General features: G+C 71.2%; 20 protein-coding genes. 4 read left to right on the top strand and 16 right to left on the bottom strand.

Annotation, left to right across the window (positions count from 1 at the left end; genetic code table 11):
- Window positions 1–65: 65 nt before the first annotated feature.
- Both thrC and P2T37_RS05970 read right to left on the bottom strand, forming a co-directional pair.
- The gene (gene thrC / locus P2T37_RS05975; RefSeq protein ID WP_276235885.1) at window positions 66–1367 is read right to left on the bottom strand and encodes a threonine synthase; all 1302 of its coding nucleotides are present in this window, start codon (window positions 1365–1367) and stop codon (window positions 66–68) included.
- Between the two features lie 48 nt (window positions 1368–1415).
- Window positions 1416–1640, bottom strand: coding sequence for a DUF8001 family protein (locus tag P2T37_RS05970; RefSeq protein WP_276235884.1), 225 nt, complete (start codon window positions 1638–1640; stop codon window positions 1416–1418).
- Between the two features lie 98 nt (window positions 1641–1738).
- Between P2T37_RS05970 and P2T37_RS05965 the strand changes: the two genes are divergently transcribed.
- Window positions 1739–1894: a hypothetical protein gene (locus tag P2T37_RS05965; protein WP_276235883.1), complete on the top strand. Its 156-nt coding sequence runs from the start codon at window positions 1739–1741 to the stop codon at window positions 1892–1894.
- Window position 1895: 1 nt separating this feature from the next.
- On the opposite strand, the gene P2T37_RS05960 is transcribed toward P2T37_RS05965, so the two are convergent.
- The 11 genes from P2T37_RS05960 to P2T37_RS05910 form a co-directional block, all read right to left on the bottom strand.
- Window positions 1896–2246: a winged helix-turn-helix transcriptional regulator gene (locus P2T37_RS05960; RefSeq protein WP_276235882.1), complete on the bottom strand. Its 351-nt coding sequence runs from the start codon at window positions 2244–2246 to the stop codon at window positions 1896–1898.
- A gap of 49 nt (window positions 2247–2295) precedes the next feature.
- Window positions 2296–2688 carry a helix-turn-helix domain-containing protein gene (locus P2T37_RS05955; RefSeq protein WP_276235881.1) on the bottom strand — a complete coding sequence of 131 codons (393 nt, stop codon included), beginning with the start codon at window positions 2686–2688 and terminating at the stop codon, window positions 2296–2298.
- Window positions 2689–2887: 199 nt separating this feature from the next.
- Entirely contained in the window at window positions 2888–3778 is an 891-nt protein-coding gene (gene argF / locus P2T37_RS05950; RefSeq protein ID WP_276235880.1) for an ornithine carbamoyltransferase, read from the bottom strand.
- The gene (locus tag P2T37_RS05945) at window positions 3775–4833 is read right to left on the bottom strand and encodes a [LysW]-lysine hydrolase (protein ID WP_276235879.1); all 1059 of its coding nucleotides are present in this window, start codon (window positions 4831–4833) and stop codon (window positions 3775–3777) included. Before P2T37_RS05945 ends, argF begins: the two co-directional genes overlap by 4 nt.
- Window positions 4830–5957, bottom strand: a complete 1128-nt coding sequence (locus P2T37_RS05940; protein WP_276235878.1) for an aspartate aminotransferase family protein — start codon at window positions 5955–5957, stop codon at window positions 4830–4832. Before P2T37_RS05940 ends, P2T37_RS05945 begins: the two co-directional genes overlap by 4 nt.
- The gene (locus tag P2T37_RS05935) at window positions 5954–6766 is read right to left on the bottom strand and encodes an acetylglutamate/acetylaminoadipate kinase (protein WP_276235877.1); all 813 of its coding nucleotides are present in this window, start codon (window positions 6764–6766) and stop codon (window positions 5954–5956) included. Before P2T37_RS05935 ends, P2T37_RS05940 begins: the two co-directional genes overlap by 4 nt.
- A gap of 75 nt (window positions 6767–6841) precedes the next feature.
- Window positions 6842–7873 (bottom strand): N-acetyl-gamma-glutamyl-phosphate reductase, encoded by a 1032-nt coding sequence (argC, locus tag P2T37_RS05930; RefSeq protein ID WP_276235876.1) that lies wholly within the window; start codon window positions 7871–7873, stop codon window positions 6842–6844.
- A complete protein-coding gene (lysX, locus tag P2T37_RS05925; RefSeq protein WP_276235875.1) occupies window positions 7870–8739 on the bottom strand; it encodes a lysine biosynthesis protein LysX in 870 nt (289 codons plus the stop codon). Before lysX ends, argC begins: the two co-directional genes overlap by 4 nt.
- 14 nt (window positions 8740–8753) lie before the next feature.
- The gene (lysW, locus tag P2T37_RS05920) at window positions 8754–8918 is read right to left on the bottom strand and encodes a lysine biosynthesis protein LysW (protein WP_276235874.1); all 165 of its coding nucleotides are present in this window, start codon (window positions 8916–8918) and stop codon (window positions 8754–8756) included.
- 209 nt (window positions 8919–9127) lie between these two features.
- Window positions 9128–10588: an argininosuccinate lyase gene (gene argH, locus P2T37_RS05915; protein ID WP_276235873.1), complete on the bottom strand. Its 1461-nt coding sequence runs from the start codon at window positions 10586–10588 to the stop codon at window positions 9128–9130.
- Window positions 10585–11889, bottom strand: a complete 1305-nt coding sequence (locus P2T37_RS05910) for an argininosuccinate synthase (RefSeq protein WP_276235872.1) — start codon at window positions 11887–11889, stop codon at window positions 10585–10587. The genes argH and P2T37_RS05910 overlap by 4 nt, the downstream gene beginning before the upstream one ends.
- A gap of 290 nt (window positions 11890–12179) precedes the next feature.
- On the opposite strand from P2T37_RS05910, the gene P2T37_RS05905 reads away from it, so the two are divergent.
- Complete coding sequence (locus tag P2T37_RS05905) at window positions 12180–12347, top strand: DUF7554 family protein (RefSeq protein ID WP_276235871.1); 168 nt, start codon at window positions 12180–12182, stop codon at window positions 12345–12347.
- Between the two features lie 23 nt (window positions 12348–12370).
- Entirely contained in the window at window positions 12371–12856 is a 486-nt protein-coding gene (locus P2T37_RS05900) for a 2'-5' RNA ligase family protein (protein ID WP_276235870.1), read from the top strand.
- Between the two features lie 216 nt (window positions 12857–13072).
- On the opposite strand, the gene P2T37_RS05895 is transcribed toward P2T37_RS05900, so the two are convergent.
- A complete protein-coding gene (locus P2T37_RS05895; protein WP_382210969.1) occupies window positions 13073–15247 on the bottom strand; it encodes an ATP-dependent DNA helicase in 2175 nt (724 codons plus the stop codon).
- A 187-nt stretch (window positions 15248–15434) separates the two neighbouring features.
- A complete protein-coding gene (locus P2T37_RS05890; RefSeq protein ID WP_276235869.1) occupies window positions 15435–16394 on the bottom strand; it encodes a cation diffusion facilitator family transporter in 960 nt (319 codons plus the stop codon).
- 59 nt (window positions 16395–16453) lie between these two features.
- Between P2T37_RS05890 and P2T37_RS05885 the strand changes: the two genes are divergently transcribed.
- The gene (locus P2T37_RS05885) at window positions 16454–16975 is read left to right on the top strand and encodes a metallophosphoesterase (RefSeq protein ID WP_276235868.1); all 522 of its coding nucleotides are present in this window, start codon (window positions 16454–16456) and stop codon (window positions 16973–16975) included.
- Between the two features lie 117 nt (window positions 16976–17092).
- On the opposite strand, the gene P2T37_RS05880 is transcribed toward P2T37_RS05885, so the two are convergent.
- Window positions 17093–17857 carry an ArsR/SmtB family transcription factor gene (locus P2T37_RS05880; RefSeq protein ID WP_276235867.1) on the bottom strand — a complete coding sequence of 255 codons (765 nt, stop codon included), beginning with the start codon at window positions 17855–17857 and terminating at the stop codon, window positions 17093–17095.
- Window positions 17858–17955: the final 98 nt, after the last annotated feature.

The following is a 17955-nucleotide window of genomic DNA, read 5'->3' as shown; positions in this document are numbered from 1 at the left end:
GCGATAGCACTCTTCCGGGATAGTTACGACGTGCATACCGCGGCCGCAGGGGGTCCGTACCGCGGCTACAGCAGGCCGCGCAGTCGCCCGAACAGGCCGCCGCCGACGTCCTTTCCGGCGAGGTGGTCGAGGATCGCGTCCGTGTCGTTCGGCACGTCCTCCGGGTCGCGGCCCGCGGCGGCCGCGGCGTCGGGGTCCTTCAGCAGGTGGCCGGTGGTGAGACACACCACGTCCTCGCCCGTCGAGACCTCGCCCTCGGCGACGAGCTTCCGCAGGCCCGCGACCGACGCGGCCGAGGCGGGTTCGACGCCGACGCCCTCTCCCGCGAGGTCGCGCTGTGCGGCGGTTATCTCCTCGTCGCTCACCGCGACGGCCGTCCCGCCCGTCTCGCGGATACCCGGCAGCGCCTTCGGGGCGTTGACGGGGTTCCCGATGCGGATGGCGGTCGCGATGGTCTCGACCTCGTCCCAGCGGCGCGTCTCGGCGTTCCCCTCGCGGACGGCCTCGACCATCGGCGCGGCCCCCTCCGCCTGCACGCCGGTGAGCTTCGGCACGTCGCCGGGCGCGAGCGCGCCGGCGTGGACGAGTTCGCGGAAACACTTGTACAGCGCCGCGGTGTTGCCCGCGTTGCCCACCGGGAGAACGATGCGGTCCGGGAAGCGGCCCTCCTCGTCGCGGAACCGCTCCAGTATCTCCAGCCCGATGGTCTTCTGGCCCTCCAGGCGGAAGGGGTTGAGCGAGTTGAGGAGGTACGCCTCGCCGCGCGCCGCGAGGTCCTGCACGCGGTCGAGGCAGGCGTCGAAGTTGCCGTCCACCTCGAGGATGCGCGCGCCGTGGAGGCTCGCCTGCGCGATCTTCCCGGCGGCGACCTTCCCCGCCGGGAGGAGGACGAGCGTTTCGAGGTCGGCCCGCGCGCCGTAGGCGGCCAGCGCCGCGGAGGTGTTCCCCGTCGAGGCACAGGCGAGGCGGTCGACGCCGAGTTCCTCCGCCACGCGGACGCCCACGGTCATCCCCCTGTCCTTGAAGCTCCCCGTCGGGTTCATCCCCTCGTGTTTGACCCTGAGGTTCCGGACGCCGATGTCGGCCTCCAGCCGGGGGACCTCGTGCAGCGGCGTGTTCCCCTCGGGGAGGCTCACGCCCTCGTCGAAGGGGAGCGCGGCGGCGTAGCGCCACACGCCCTCGCCGGAGAAGTCGTCGAACGTCGGGTAGTCGGCGTACCGGGCCTCGAGCAGGCCGTCGCACTCGGGGCAGGTGAACACCACGTCGTCGAACGGCGGGAGGGCGTGTCCACACTCGATACAGTGGAGCCACACGTCGTCGGCCCCCTCCGGCGGTTCGGGCCGGTCGGGGAGCGTCAGGTCGGTCATTGGGGCGTGTCCGGCCGCGACCCGTATATAGCGGCCGGTCTCGTCAGTTCATGCGTACCCCTGCTGTTCGATGCAGGCCCGCATCTCCGCCTCGTCGGTGTGTTTGTGGAGCCGCGTCGGCGTGTCGCAGTAGAACGTCTCGCCGTCGTACCGCAGCGTCACCTCCCGCGTGTCGCCGAGGAACTCGGTGCGGACGACGACCCGTTCGCCCGCGCGCAGTCGCTCGATGAGTTCGTCGGGCGAGACGTCGCCGGCGTCGATGGTGACGGTCATACCGGGCGGTAGGACGCCCGGACCATGAACGCCCCGCCGGTAGTGTGCCAACACTTAACACGGTACGTGACCGAGGGACGACCGACGGACGGAGACGCATGAACCTACCCGACACGACACCGGAGCCCGAACTGCCCGCCCTCGACCGCCCCGTCGCCGGTATCCCCCTGCCGGACGGCGGCCTCGTCGTCTACGACCCGCGCCGCGCCGACGCCTGGCTCACCGCGAAGCGGCCCGCGACGCTGGAGCCGTAGCCTACGCCGCCGTCAGGTGCGCCTCGCCCCACTCGCGCATCGACTCGATGACCGGCCCGAGCGACGCGCCCCGCTCGGTCAGCGAGTAGCGCACGCGGAACGGCTTCTCGCTCACTATCTCCCGCTCCACGAGGTCGTACTCCTCTAAGCTCTCCAGCGAGTCCGACAGCACCTTCGAGGAGATGCCGTCCACGGAGCGCTTGAGGTCGTTGAACCCCTGCGGCGACTCCGACAGCCGATGGATGATGACGGGGTGCCACTTCTTGCCGAGCACCGTCGCCGTCGCGGTGATGGGGCACCACTCCTCGCCCGAACACCAGACGGCGAGCGGCTCCTCCTCCGTCTCGCTCATACCCGCGAGTTCGGCTCGCGCGACCATAAGGTCACGGCCGGACAGCGAGTTACTGTCGGTTATCGGGCCCGCCGAACTCGTCGATGCGCTCGTGGACGTACGCCGTCCACTCGTCGAGCGTCGCGTGCATCAGTTCGCGCGCCTCGGCGACGGGCGTGGCCGTGTACTGATACACGTGGCCGCCGGAGTCGAGCAGGCGGCGCTGGCGCTCCGCGAGGCCCTTCTCCCGGAGCGTCGAGAGCGAGCGGTTCACGTTCGAGCGGTCGCGGTCCAGCGACCCCGCCAGTTCGGCGACGGTGCTGCCCGGCTCCGAGAGCAGCGTCAGGTACGTCCGGACCTCGTGTTCCTGCACGCCGAAGACGCACGCGAGCACCTCCTCGAACCCCGGCTCGCCGTCGACCATCAGCTCCCGGAACCGCTCCGGGCTCGGGTCGCTTCGCATACGCGCCGTTGTGTCGCACGGAACATCAATCCCGCCGGTACCGGGGTGTTCGGTCGGTGCAAAGGGGTTCCGTTCGAGATTCCCGCGCTTTCCCCGTCGAGCGTCCCGCTCGCGCGGTCCTCTGAAAATCACACGTACGCCCCGCCCACGCCCTTGCCGACCGGCTCGCGCCGAGCCGCGAATCGGCGCGCGCCGGGACTCACATCAGGAACGTGAGCAGTCCCTTCTGCGCGTGGAGGCGGTTCTCCGCCTGGTCCCAGACGGCGGCGTTGTCGCTTTCGAGCACCGCGTCCGTCACCTCCTCGCCGCGGTGGGCGGGCAGACAGTGCATCAGCGTCCGGTCGCCGAGCAGGTCCGTCGTGACCTGGAAGCCGTCGAACGCGGCCAGCTTCTCGGCGCGCTCGTCCTCCTGGCCCATCGACACCCACACGTCGGTGTAGACCACGTCGGCGTCCGCGACGGCGGCCTCGGGGTCGTTCGTCACCGCCGGCGCGCCGCCCAGTTCCGCGGCGCGGTCGAGCGTCGCGTCGTCGGGTTCGTAGCCCGCCGGCGTGGCGACGGTGAGGTCGAGGCCCGCCATCGCCGCGCCCTTCACGAACGACTGACAGACGTTGTTGCCGTCGCCGACCCACGCGACGCTCGCGTCGAAGCCGCCGAACCGCTCGCGTATCGTGAGCAGGTCGGCGAGCGTCTGGCAGGGGTGGGCGTCGTCCGTCAGGCCGTTCACGACGGGAACGGTCGCGTACTCCGCGAGTTCGGTCACGTCCCCGTGGTCGAACATGCGGGCCATCACGCCGTCCACGTACCGCGACAGCACCCGCGCGGTGTCCTTGATGGGTTCGCCGTGGCCCAGTTGGATGTCGTTCGGGCCGAGGAACAGCGCGTGCCCGCCGAGTTGGGTCATCCCCGTCTCGAAGGAGATGCGGGTCCGCGTCGAGGGCTTCTCGAATATCATCGCCAGCGACGCGCCCCCGAGTTCGGGGTGGGGCTTCCCGCGGGCGACCCGCTCCTTCAGGTCCTCGGCGCGGGCCAGCACGTCCGCGAGGTCGTCGGTCGAGAGGTCGTCGATGTCGGTGACGTGGCGGGTCATAGCCGCTCGACCACCCCTTCGAGCACCGCGACGGCGCGGTCCAACTCCGGGAGCGACAGGCGCTCGTCCGGAGCGTGGTCGAGGTCGGAGTCGCCCGGCCCGTAGGTCGCCATCGGCACGTCCCACGCCGCGTAGACGTTCATGTCGCTCGTCCCGGTCTTGCGGAGCAGGCGCGGGTCGCCGCCCTCGTTCCGGACGGCGACGCGGAACGCCCGCGCGACCTCGCCCCGCGGCGAGACCATGACCGGCGGCACCTCGTCGTGCCAGTTCACGTGGCCCGCCTCCAGTTCGGCGTCGGCGCGCTCGCGCACGCCCTCCACGCCGAGTTCCGGGGGGACCCGCAGTTGCGCGTCGAGCGTCGCCTCGACGCTGAGGCCGTCGTCGCTCGTGCCGCCCTCGACGGCGACGGGTTTCGCCGTCACCTGCTCGAACGTCGGCTCGTAGGGGTCCGCCTCGAAGGCGTCCTCGACGCGGGCCCACCACGCCAGCGCGTCCTGTATCGCGTTCGGCTCCGGGCGGGAGGTGTGGCCCGACTCGCTGGTGGCGACGTAGCGGCCCGAGAGGATGCCCCGGTAGCCGAGCGTCACGCCGTCCCAGCCCGAGGGCTCGCCGTTCACCACGGCGTCGGGGGCCTCGCGGTCGGAAACGAGGTGACGCGCCCCCCGCGAGTCCACCTCCTCGCCGACGACGCCGGCGAAGGAGACGCCGGTCCGGACCGCGGCGACGGCCATCGCCGCCAGCGGCCCGGTCGCGTCGACGCTCCCGCGGCCCCACAGCACCGGGGGCTCGTACTCCTCGTCCGTCCCCTCGACCCGGACCGGGATGTCGCCCGGCACGGTGTCGACGTGGGAGGTGAGGAGCACCGAGTCGTCCGCGGGCGCGCGGACGTTGCCGACCTCGTCGAGCCACGCCTCGCGGCCGTGGGCCTCGAAGAAGGCGACCAGCCGTTCGGCGGCCTCGCGCTCCTCGCCCGTCGGCGAGGGTATCGAGACGAGGTCGCGGAGCAGTTCGCGCGCCTCCGTGTCGCCGCCCGACAGCGCCGCGTCGGCGCTCATCCCGTCACCTCCGCGAGCGCCTCGACGACGGCGTCGCAGTGTTCCTCCTCGGCGACGAGCGGCGGCAGGAGCCTGAGCACCGTCCGCCCGGCCGGGAGCGCGAGCACCTGATGGTTCAGGGCGAGGTCGCGGAGGAGCCGATTGGCCCCCCGTTTCACCTCGACGCCGACCATCAGCCCGGCGCCACGCACGTCGCGCACGTCGTCGCCGAGTTCCGTCTCGATGCGCTCGCGCAGGTACGCCCCCGTCTCGGCGGCGTGGTCGGCGAGCGACTCGGACTCGATGACGTCGAGCGTCGCGCCCGCCGCGGCCGAGACGACGGGGTTCCCGGAGAACGTCGAGCCGTGGCTCGCCGCGCCGTCCGCGACCCAGTCGCGCACGAGGGTCGCGCCGAGCGGCAGCCCCGACGCGATGCCCTTCGCGGAGGTGACCACGTCGGGGACCACGTCGTGGCTCTCGCAGGCCCACATCGTCCCGGTGCGCCCGAGGCCGGTCTGTATCTCGTCCATTATCAGGGCCGCGCCGTGCTGGGCCGTGTGGACCCGCGCGGCGCGCAGGTACTCCGTCGAGGCGGGGTTGATGCCCCCCTCGCCCTGCAGCGGCTCCATGATGACGCCGGCCGTCTCGTCGTCCACCGCCTCGGCCAGCGCCTCCGCGTCGCCGTAGGGAACGAACTCCACGTCCCCGATGAGCGGCTCGTACGGGGCCTTGTACTCGTCCTTCCAGGTCGTGGCGAGCGCGCCCATCGTCCGCCCGTGGAAGCCGCGCGTGGTGGCGACGAGCTTCGAGCGCCCGGTCGCGGAGCGCGCGAACTTCAGCGCCGCCTCGTTCGCCTCCGTCCCGGAGTTACAGAGCCAGACGTTGTCCACGTCGCCCGGTCCCAGCTCCGAGAGCTGTTCGTACAGCGCGGTCCGCGCGGCCGCCGGGTAGGACGCCTGCACGTAGAACAGGTCCTCCGCCTGCTCGACGGTCGCCTCGACCACGTCCGGGTGGGAGTGGCCCACCGGGACGCAGGCGTAGGAGGCTCCGAAGTCGAGGTACTCCGTCCCGTCCTCGGCGCTCAGGTACATCCCCTCGCCCGACGCCATGGGGATGGGCTTCTCGGAGAAGACGAACGAACTCATGCTATCGCCCCCGGCAGGACGTGCGTCCCGCCGCCGTCGAGCGCCGCGACGATGGGCGAGTCGGCGTTCGCCGACGCGACGACGGCCTCCGTCGCCCCGGCTTCGAGCGCCTCGGTCACGGCCATCACCTTCCGCGTCATGAACCCTTCCGCGGCCTCGGTGAGCGCCTCGTACTCCTCGGGCGTCGCCACCGACGCGATGCGCGTCGCGGGGTCGTCCGGGTCGGCGTACACGCCCTCAACGTCCGTCAGGACGACGAGCGTCGCCCCGAGCGCGCCCGCCACGGCGGCGGCCGCGCGGTCGGCGTCCGTGTTCACCGCGACCCCGTCGTCGGCCAGCATCGGCGGGGACGCGACCGGGGTGTGTCCGGCCGCGAGCAGCGTCTCCAGCAGGTCGGCGTTCACCGACTCGATGGTGCCCGAGTGGTCCCCTCTCCGAATCTTGCGTTTGCCGTCCTCCACGACCCGGACCGCGGACTTGCGCGCCCCGGTCAGGAGCCCGCCGTCCACGCCCGAGAGGCCGACGGCGTCCACGCCCGCCTCGCGCAGGCCGGTCACGAGGTCCGTGTTGACGAGCCCCGGCAGCGCCATCTTGAACACGTCCATCGTCCCCTCGTCGGTGAAGCGCCCGACGACGCCCGAGGGCGTCTCCACGTACTCGGGCTCCCTCCCCATCGCTTCGAGGGTGTCGTCCACCGCCGTCGAGCCGCCGTGGACGACGACGCAGTCCTCGTCCAGGTCGGCGATGTCGGCGAGCGCGCCGGCCGGGTCCACCGCCCGCGCGCCGCCGATCTTGACGACGACGGTCATTCGCTTCCCTCCACGGCCGTACTCGTCGTCGTATGGAAATCGTCGGTCGTCATGGTATGAAAAACCGCACGCACGCTACGGCGCTCCCACCGGGTGGAGGCCGGTGAACTCCAGCCCCGCCGTCTCCTCGATGCCGAGCGCGATGTTGGCGGCGTGGACCGCCTGCCCGGCGGAGCCCTTCATCATGTTGTCTATCGCGGAGAAGACGACGACGCGGCGGTTCGACCGGTCGAGTTCGAAGCCGACCTCCGCGACGTTCGACCCGGCGACGGCCTTCGGCTCGGGGTAGCGGTAGACGCCGCCCCCGCCCGAGGCCATGCGGACGAACGGTTCGTCCTCGTAGCTTCCGCGGTAGGCGCCCCAGAGGTCGCCCTTCGAGACGGGGCCGTCCGGGAAGACGTGACACGTCGCGCTCGCGCCGCGTATCATGTCCACCGCGTGAACCGTGAACGCCACGTCGATGCCGAGGTATTCGGCTATCTCGGCCTCGTGGCGGTGGCCCGTCGGGGCGTACGGCCGGACGACGCCCGACCGCTCCGCGTGGGAGGCGGCCCGCCCGCCGCCCGCGCCGCCCTCCGAGGAGCCGACCTTCACGTCCACGACGACGCGCTCGTCGCCGTCGAGGATTCCGTTCTCGAACAGCGGGAGCAGCCCCATGATGGAGGCCGTCGCGTTACAGCCCCCCGCCGCGACGAGGTCCGCGCCGGGGAGGTTCTCGCGGTTGAGTTCCGGGAGCGCGTACTCCGCCTCGTCGAGCAGCTCCGGGCGGGCGTGGCCGTCGTAGTACTCGTCGTACGGCTCGACCGAGGGGAGCCGGAAGTCCGCCGAGAGGTCCACGACGAGGTCCGCGGCGTCGCGGAAGCCGTCGATGTGCTCCATCGAGACGCCGTGGGGGGTCGCGGCGAACAGCACGTCCACGGACTCGAGGTCGGACGGCTCCGAGAAGCGCACGTCGAGGTGCCGGAGGTTCGGGTGCGCGTGGCCGACCGTCTTGTTCGCGTACTCGCGCGAGGTCGCCTGCGCGAGTTCGAACTCCGGGTGGGTGTCGATGAGCCGGCACAGTTCCCCGCCCGTGAAGCCGGACGCGCCGACGACGCTCGCCCTCATACGACGGCCTCCCGGACGCCGCGCTCGGCGCGCGCCTCCAGCCAGTCGACGACCGTCGCGGGCACGTCGACCTCGGCGACCTCGTTCAGCGCCTTGAACTCGACCGTGTGGTTCACCTCGTGGACGGTGTAGGAGTCGCCCGTCTCCATCAGGTCGACGCCGAGGAGGCCGCCGCCGACGGCGTCGCTCGCCGTCTCGACCAGGTCGCGCATCTCGTCGTCCACCTCGATGTGCTCCGTCTCCGCGCCCTTCGCGGCGTTCGTGAGCCAGTGGTCCGACGAGCGGGCCATCGCCGCGACGGGTTCGCCGTCCGTGGCGAGAACGCGGATGTCCCGACCCGGCTTCTCGACGAACTCCTGGACGTAGAACACCTTGTGCTCGTAGTGGCCGAGCGTCTCCTTGTGTTCGAGGATGGCCTCGGCCGCGTTGCGGGAGTCTATCTTCGCCATCAGCCGGCCCCACGAGCCGACGACGGGCTTGAGCACGCAGGGGTAGCCGAACCCCTCGATGGCCTCCATCGCCGCCTCCTTCGTGAACGCCACCTCCGTCGCGGGGGTGGGGACGCCCGCCTCCGCGAGGACGAGGCTGTTGCGCGCCTTGTCGGCACACACCGCCGCCGTCTCCGGGTGGTTGACCACCGGCACGTCGTAGTGGGCCGCGAACCGGGTCACGTACCGCGACCGCGAGGTCGCGAGACAGCGGTCCACGACGAGGTCGAGGTCCGCGAAGTCCGCCGGCGGCTCCCCGAGGCCGAACCGCTGTTTCCGTACGTCGATCTTCGTCACCTCGTGACCGCGCTCGCGCAGCTCCGAGAGCAGGAGCTTCTCGTCCCGGCGGATGCGCGAGTAGAGCATTCCGATTCGCATTGGCCCGTCGGGGGTTACTCGCCCCAGTCCTCCTCCAGTTCGGGCGCGGCGTCGAGCTCGACGGGGTCGGTCGCGAGCACTTCCAGTTCCGCGCCACAGGTGGCACAGTCCACGATCTCTCCGACTTCCAGGTCGTCGTGCAGGGACACGTCGGCCCCGCACTCGATGCATTCTGCCATCGTCACACTATCCCGTCCTCACCCCCTTAAGCGCATCGGACGTGTCAAGTAAAAATAACGACTCAGCGCCGCCGCTATCGGTTCGGAACGGCGTTCCGGCCCGGTTCCCGACTCGTGTATCAGGATGTTGTTATTCGTTCCCGGCCGGGGCCGGCGGTCGCGCGAGGGGCCGCGGCGTCGGCCGGCCGCGTCCCACGGGGGTGCGCGGCTCACACATACGCGTCCACCTCGGTTTCCAGCGCCGATTCGGCGTCGGCGAGCGCCTCGCGGCGCGCCCCGACCGCCGTCTCCGCCTCCGCGATGTCGCCCGCGGCGCGGTCGAGCGCGCCCTCGACGGCGGCGGGCGCGGGCCCGCCGTGCGAGTCGCGGGCCGCGACGCTCTCCGCGGGGTCGAGCGCCGCTTCCAGGGCCGCGTGCTCGACGTACGCGTCGAGGTCCACCCCGGCGTCCTCGGCCGCGGCCTCCACGGCGGCGAGTTCGTCGCCCCCGTCGAGGCGCTCCGCCGCACCGGCCACGATCTCGTGGGCCGTCCGGAACGGCATCCCGCCCGCGGCGAGCAGGTCCGCGACGCCCGTCGCCGTCGAGAAGCCCTCGCCCGCGGCGTCGGCCAGCGCCGCCCCGTTCCAGTCGGCGGTGGCGACCGCGCCGCCCGCCACCTCCGTCGCGTCGGCCACGGCGTCCACGGCGTCGAACGCGTGGCCGTGGGCGCGCTGGAGGTCGCGGTTGTACGCGCGCGGTAGCCCCTTCAGCGTCGTCAGGACGCCGTTCAGGCCCGCGCTCGCATCGCCCGCGACCGCGCGGACGAGTTCGAGCGTGTCCGGGTTCTTCTTCTGGGGCATGATGGAGGAGGTGGAGGCGTAGTCGTCGTCCAGGTCCACGTACCCCTTGTTGGCGAAGACGACGAGGTCCTCGGCCAGCCCCGAGAGCGTCGTCGCGAGCGCCGCGGCCGCCGCGGCCGTCTCCGTCAGGAAGTCGCGGGCCGAGGAGGCGTCCATCGAGTTCTCGACGACCCCGTCGAAGCCGAGCAGGTCGGCGACGCGCTCGCGGTCCACGTCGAACGTCGTCCCGGCGAACGCCGCCGCGCCCAGCGGCGAGCGGTTCGTCCGGTCGTACGCCGCGAGCAGGCGCTCCGTGTCGCGGGCCAGCGCCGACTCGTACGACAGCAGGTAGTGCGCCACCGTCGTCGGCTGTGCCGGCTGGAGGTGGGTGAAGCCGGGCATCACCGTCGTCGTGTGCGACTCCGCGACGGCACACAGCGTCTCGCGGACGCCGACGACCGTCCCCGCGAGCGCGAGCGCGTCGGCGCGCAGGCGGTGGCGCAGACAGGTCGCCACCTCGTCGTTGCGCGAGCGCGCGGTGTGCATCTTCCCGCCGACGGGACCGATACGGTCGATGACGGCCGTCTCGATGGCGGCGTGGACGTCCTCGCCGTCGGGGAGCGCGCCGTGGCCGGCGGCCTCCACCTCGCCCAGCGCTGCGAGTATCTCGCCGGCCTCGTCGTCGCCGACGATGCCCTGTTCCGCGAGCATCACGACGTGCGCGCGGTCGACCTGCAGGTCCGCGCGGAAGATGCGCTCGTCGGCGTCGAGCGACGAGAGGAACCCGCGGGCGGGGCCGCCGCTGAACCGCTCCCGGCGCACCACGTCCCCGGACCTCTCGTCGTCGCTCATTCCTCTAGCTCGCTAACCGTCTCGTCGATGTCGGTCCCGGACAGCGGCGACTCGCCGTCGAGCGTCGGCTTTGAGGGCTCACCGCCGTCGGCGGCCGTCTTCCCCGCGGCGACGTTCGCGGCCTCGATGGTCCTGTTGGCGAGGCGCTCCTGGAAGCCGTGGTACTTGGCGACGCCCGTCGCGTCGGCCTGCTCGATGCCGCCGGTCACGTCCTCGGTGTTGAACGAGGCGGCCTCCGCCGAGTAGACGGCGTACGGCGACTCGCGTCCGACGACGCGCGCCTGCCCGCCCTCGAAGCGGACCGTGACGGTGCCGGTGACGCGCTCGTTCGTCGTCGCGATGAAGGCGTCGAGCGCCTTCACGAGCGGGCCGTCAACGAGGCCCTGATACCCCTTCTCCGCCCACTCGTTGTCCACCTGCGTCTTGAACGACCGCTCCTCCTTCGTGAGCACGAGGTCCTCGAGCCCCTTGTGGGCGCTCAGGAGGGTCGTGGCGGCCGGGTGCTCGTAGTTCTCGCGCACCTTCAGCCCGAGCATGCGGTCCTCCATCGCGTCCGTGCGCCCCACGCCGTAGCTCCCGGCGAGGTCGTTCAGCTCCCCGATGAGTTCCACGGCGCCGAGTTCTTCGCCGTTCAGCGCGACGGGGTACCCCTCCTCGAACGTCAGGGTTATCTCCTCCGTCTCGCCCGTCGGCGCGCTCGTCCACTCGTATATCTCCTCGCCGGGGACGTACGACGGCTCCTCCAGTTCCTTCCCCTCGACGGAGCGCGACCAGAGGTTCGTGTCGATGGACCAGTCGCCGCCCGACCCGCCCTCCACGGGCAGGTCGCGCTCGGCGGCGTACTGCTTCTCCCACTCGCGCGTGAGGCCGAGTTCGCGCACCGGCGCGATGACCTCGAGGTCGGAGTCGCGCCAGACGGCCTCGAAGCGCAGTTGGTCGTTCCCCTTCCCGGTACAGCCGTGGGCGATGCCGGTACAGCCGGCCTCCTCGGCGACGCTCAGGATGGCCGACGCGATGACCGGGCGCGCCAGCGCCGTCCCGAGCGGGTAGCTCTGATACGTCGCGTTCGCGCGCACGGCGTCGAGACACAGCGAGGCGAACTCCGCCTTCGCGTCCACGACGTGCATCTCCAGCCCGAGCGCCTCGGCCGTCTCCTCGGCCTCGGCGAACTCCTCTTCGGGCTGGCCGACGTCGACCGTCACGGCCACGACCTCGTCGTAGCCGTACTCCTCTTTCAGCAGCGGTACGCAGACCGTCGTATCGAGCCCGCCCGAGAAGGCGAGCGCGACTTTCTCCGTCATGTGTTGTGTGGTGTGTGGCTACCGCCGACCGGGCGGTGTCGTCGAAAGCGGGGCGACCGTCGTGGGGAGAAATGTGATTACGGGCTCAGAGGCCCGGTCGCGGTCGCACGGAGAAAGCGCGGCCGCCGCTGGCGGCGAGCGTGCCACGGACAGCGGCAGTGGTCGTCATCTACTCCACCGTAGCCACCTCGCGCTATTAAACGCTTGCGCACCCGCAACCCTCGCCGACCGTGATAACACGCCACGTGTCGGCCGTACCGCTTATGCCGCCGCCGCGAGCAGGCGGGCCCATGGTAGAAGCCGACGACCTGCTGAAGCTCGTGCTCGTGCTCGTGGTCATCTGGATCGGGCTGGAGGTGCTCGACGCGGTCGTCGACCTCGCGCTCGGGGCGTTCGACTCCATCATCGGGCTGGTGCTCGTGATACTCATCATCCTGTTCCTCCTCGACAGGATTTAGACGCCGACCGCCTTTCTCCGACCGTGTACAGCGTGAACGTCCCCGTCCCCGGGGAGGTGGTCCGGCTCGCCCGCGGCCTCGCGAGCGAGTGTCTCACCGCCACCCCCCGCCGGGGCCACAGCCTCGTCGCCAAGCGCCTCCCCGACGAGCGCTACGAGTCGATGGCCCGGCGCGCCCGCGAGGCCCTCGACGGAACGCCCCCCTTCGCCGCGCGCGTGACCGAGGTGGACCTGTTCCGACAGCCGCCGACGGGCAAGGCCCCCGTCGCCTACCTCGCCGTCGAGTCGCCGGAACTCCTGCGCGTCCACGAGGCCCTCTGTGAGGTGTTCGACCCCGTCCCCGGCTTCGAGGGCGACGAGTACGACCCGCACGTGACTATCTGCCGCGGCGGCGACGCCGCCGACCTGCTCGGACGGGGGATAGAGCCGTTCGAGTGGACGGTCGAGCGGCTGGCGTTCTGGCATCCCGGCCGGGAACTCGAAGTGGAGTCGGTCTCCCTGCCGGCGTGATTCTTCCACGTTCAGGGGGCGTAATTAATACTGTGGAGCGCGATACTCCGGTGTGTATCCGCCCTCACACCTCGGCCGCGAGGCCCGTCCGTGACCGACGACTGCCCGCACTGCGGGTCGTCGCGCGCGGTGTCGACCCCGTACGCCGGCCCCGACTCGCCGTACTACTGTCCGGACTGCGACTCGGCGTTCACCTGACCGGGGGCGCCCCGACCGCTACGGCGTCGGCGGGTCGCCGTCCCACGCGTCCATGTCGGCGTAGAAGTTCAACATCGCGTACTTCAGCTTCCCGGGGTCGATGTCGATGTGCTCGGCCCGCTCCTCCTCCGGGAACGACCCGAACACGGAGTAGTCCCCGAGTTCGCGCGCGTTACGCTGCGTGTACCGCTCGTCGAGGAGGATTCGAACGCCGAAGTCCTCCGGCGACCGGACCACGCGCCCGAGCGCCTGCCGGGTCTTCCGCACGGTGGGAACCTCGACGGCGTACTGCCACCCGGCGTCCTCGTCGCCGCCGAACGCGGTGGCGTAGGCGCGCTGGACCGCCTCCGTGCGGTCGTCCAGATGGGGATACGGAACGCCAACGACGACGACGGTGCGCGCGTCGTCGCCGTCGTAGCTCACCCCCTCGGCGAGGGTACCCCACAGCGAGGTGAACAGCACGCCGTCGTCGTCCGCGACGAACTCCTCCTTCAGCTCCTGTGCCCGGACGCCCGGCCGGTCGAGGTACGGCGTCGCCGACCCCTCGACGCGGTGGTAGTACCGCTCCGCCTCCGCGTAGGAGGGGAAGAAGACGAGCGTGTTGCCGGGGGTGAACTCGACGGCGTCCGACAGCATCTCCGTCACCGTCTCCTGCGTGCCGGGGTCGTCGCGGGTGCTGGCGAACAGCGCCGGGATATCGACGGCGTACGTTCGCCGGCGCGACTCGGGGAACTGCTCGCCGTACGCCATCGTCAGCGGCTCGTCGTCGCCGCCGACGCCGAGCACGTCCGACAGTACGTCGAACGGCCGGAGGGTCGCGGACATGAGCACGGAGGCGTGCAGCTCCGCGAACAGCGGCTCGGTCACGGAGCGCGGGAGACACGCGTACAGTTCCGCGCGGCCGTACACGCCCGCGTCGTCGCGGCGCACGGAGACGACGGGGTACGCCGCCGCGGCGTCGGAGCCGTCTATCCACTCGTCGATGAAGCCCGCCGCCTGCAGGACGCGACACTCCTTGCGCGTCGTCGTCTCGCCGTCCTTGTACTGCTCCTGGTAGCGGCGGTCGAGCGTCGCGCCGAGGTTCAGCGCCTCCTCCAGGTCCGCGCGGAAACCCGGCCCCTCGTAGGCGTCGAGGAAGGCGAGCGTCAGGTCGTCGCGCCCCTCCTCGTTCTCGATGGCGAGGTCCTCCCAGTCGTCGCCGACGGCCTCGCGCGCCCCGATGGACAGCGCGCCGTCGTAGGTGCGTTCGAGCGCCGTCCGGTACGCGCCGACGACCCGTTCCGCCGCCTCGACGCGGTAGTCGTCCACGTCCTCCAGCTCCTCCAGCGCGCCCGTCAGCGTCGTCTCCGTGAGCTCCCGGCTGGCGTGGTCGCGGGCGGCCTCCTCGATGTTGTGCGCCTCGTCGAAGACGGCGACCACGTCCTCGGGGTCGCGGCCAACCCACCGGAAGAACTGCTCGCGTATCATCGGGTCGAGCAGGTGGTGGTAGTTACAGATGACCAGGTCCACCCCCTCCATCCCCTCCTTCAGCAGCTCGTAGCCGCAGTAGCCCGCGCGCTCGGCGTACTCGTACACGTCGTCGGGCGTCCGCACGTCGTCGTTGAGCCACGCGTAGAAGTCGTCTGTGTCCTCGGTGAGGTTCGCGTAGAAGCGCTCGCAGACGTTCGACTCCTCGCGCAGCGCCTCGACGCCCTCCTCGACCGACTCCAGTTCGTCCATCACCGACGAGCGCGCCTCCGCGGCCCGCTCGTTGCCGTCCTGCGCCGCGTCCAGCAGTTCGGCCTCGCGCTCCTCCAGTTCAGCGAGCTCCGACTCCTGTTCGACCAGCTGGCGCGTCGTGTCGCGGAGCGCCTGACACTCCTCGTAGCCCACGTCGATGTGACACATCGACCCCTTCCCGCGGAAGACGACGGTCCGGAGGGGTTGCTGGTCGGTGATGGCGCGCGCCTCCTCGATGAACTGGCGCGTCTGCTGGTGGACGTTCGTCGTGATGACGACCGTCTTGTCCTCGCGCTCGGCGTACTCCAGCGCGGGGACGAGCGACGCGAGCGTCTTCCCGGTGCCGCAGGCTCCCTCGAACAGCACGTCCCGGCCGTCGGCGAGCGCGTCGCTGATGCGCCCCATCGCCTCGCGCTGGTGCTCGTAGGGTTCCTCGTACGGGAAGTAGCGGAGGAACGACGCCGTCTCTGCCACACCGGTCGTGGGTCGTTCTCGGATAAAAAGGGTCGGGCGGCGCGGCGGAAGTGGTCCGTCGTTCCCGTTCGCGGCGAACGTTCAACCGCGGGAGCGCGACCACCCGACGGGTGACCTGACGAGCGGTCCGGGCCGGTCGAGGCGACCGTGCGAACCGCCGGCTCGGGTCTTCCGGTCCGCCCGTTCGCTACCGCTCCGGCTCGATGTATATCTTCGAGATGTCCGGCTCCGCGTCCAGCAGCTCCGCCTCGATGGCCGAGATGGTGTCGTCCATCTCCACGGTGTCGAACGCGGGGTCGAACGACACGTCCGTGGTGACGAGCACCTGCTTCGGCCCGAAGTAGACCGTCCGGAAGTCGTCGATGCCGACGACGCCCTCGTGGTTCGTGACGATGGCCCGGAGGTCGCGCTCCTCGGACGCGGGCAGCGACTCGCCTAAGAGGAGCCGCTTGTTCTCCCACGCGAGCGCGACGGCGAAGCCCATCAGCATCACGCCGATGAGCGCCGCGGAGACGGCGTCGTAGATGGGGTTGCCGGTGTACTGCGAGAGGAACACGCCGAACAGCGCGATGCCCGCGCCGCCGAGCGCGATGGCGTCCTCGGTGAGCGCCGTGAGGACGGTCACGTCCGCCGTCTTGCGGAACGCCTCGCGGAAGCCGGACCACTCGTGGTCGGCTATCTGCTTCGACATCGCGTCGTACGCCTTCTTGAACGCGTACGTCTCGAACGCGATGGCGCCGAGCAGGACGGTGTAGTTCACCCAGACGCTCGGTATCTCCGGCCCCACCGCGGGGAGGGGGACGGGCAGCGCGACGAGCCCCGTGTTCACCGGCTCCGGGTGCGTGATGGCGTGGTAGCCGTGTTTCAGCGACTCCCACCCGGCGATGCCGAACAGGAGCACGGAGACGAGAAACGAGTAGAAGAACTGCGCCTTCCCGTAGCCGAACGGGTGTTCGCGGGTCGCCGACTTCCCCCCGTAGCGGATGCCGATGAGGAGGAAGACCTGATTGCCGGTGTCGGAGACCGAGTGGTACGTCTCGGAGAGCATCGCCGGCGAGCCCGTGAGGAGATAGCCGCCGAACTTCAGCACCGCGATGGCCCCGTTGGCGACGAGCGCCGCGAGCACCACCGACTTGCTGCTTGCCATTACGCCGGCCTCTCGGCGGGACGGGAAAGCCCTTACCGTGACCGGCCGAACCGGGCGCAATGATCGTCGTCCTCTCCGACACGCACGGCCGCGAGGGGCACCGTCTCGCCGGCCGGACCCGCGAGGCGGTCCGCGAGGCCGCGTTGGTCTGCCACTGCGGCGACTTCGTCACCCCCGCCGTGCTCGACGCCTTCGAACGCACGACAGCCGACGCCGGGGCCGACTTCGCCGCCGTCTACGGGAACAACGACACGCCCGAGGTTCGCGACCGGACCGCCGACACGCGCGTCGTGGACCACGGCGGCCTCCGCCTCGCGCTCGCGCACGGCCACGAACACACGGACACGTCGCTGGCGCTGTTCGGCCGGCAGGCGAACGCGGACCTCGTCTGTGTCGGCCACAGTCACGACCCCGGCTTCGGCCGGCTCGGGTCGGTGCCCGTCCTCAACCCGGGGAGCCACGCGGAGCCGCGCTTCCACCGCGCGGCCCACGCGGAACTCGTCCCGTCGGCGAAGGTGCTCGACGGCAGGCTCGTCTCGCCGGAGGGGGACGTGTTCGAGCGGTTCGAACTGGAGCTGTGAGAACGGGTAGGGGGAGGGGGGAGGGCTGACGTGGCGGGGGGTCGGAGGGCCGATGCGTCAGCAACAGTCGCTACACCCCGTCGTTAAAAAGCCGTACCGTAGGCTCAAACGGGCGTTTCACCTAACGGACAGCGCGACGGCCGCGACGAGGACGACGAACCCGCCGAGGAAGAACAGCGCGCCCGGCGGGAGCGTTCCGACGGCGTCGCCGCCGGTCGCGACCGTCTCGACCGCCGTCCGGGTCGGCTCCGGCGTCTCGGTCGCCGCCCGCGTCGCCGTCGCCGTGGCGGTGTCGGTCACCTCGGCGATGCCGATGCCGCCGTCCGTCGCCGTGGGCGTCGTCGTCGGGGCCGCGGTGGCCGTCTCCTCGGCGGCCGTGTCCGTGACCGGCGCGCCGCCCGCGTCGCCGCCCTGCTCGATGGGCGCCCCGGAGCCCATCGACGGCAGAACGCCGCCGCCGTACAGCTGTTGGACCGCGGCGCTCCCGACGACCAGGGCGGCGACCCCGCCGAGGAAGCGCGACAGCGCCGCCCGCAACCCCGACGCCTGCTCCTCCTCGGCGGCGACGATGACGAGCGGCTGGTCGGCCGGCGCGTACACGTCCATCTCCCGGCCCTTCTCCGAGTAGGCGGTGCCGACGACCTCCACGACCCCCGCGTCGTCGAGGTTCGACAGGTGGTACTGGACGTTCTGGAGGGAACTGTCCACGCTGTCGGCGATACGCGAGGGCGGCGCGGGCTCGTCGTGGAGCGCCGCCAGGATGCGCCGCGCCGTCTTCGAGGAGAGCGCGGCGAGGAGTTCGTCGGCGTCCTCGCTGTCGACGCCGACGACCCGCGGGTCGCCGTCGGCTGAGACGTCCGGCGTGGAGGGCAGGAGACTCACGTGTTCGTATACGGAGCCCTCGTCATGAGTTTTATGCGACCGCGCCACGCCGTCACGCGCCCGTCCGACGGAGGGAAACGTCTATACGCGCGACGGGC

It is taken from the genome of Halosegnis marinus (genome assembly GCF_029338355.1).
In the GTDB taxonomy this organism is placed as follows: Archaea; Halobacteriota; Halobacteria; order Halobacteriales; family Haloarculaceae; genus Halosegnis; species Halosegnis marinus.
The sequence above is the reverse complement of the archived record's forward strand: the minus strand, read 5'-3'. Positions and strand labels throughout refer to the sequence as shown.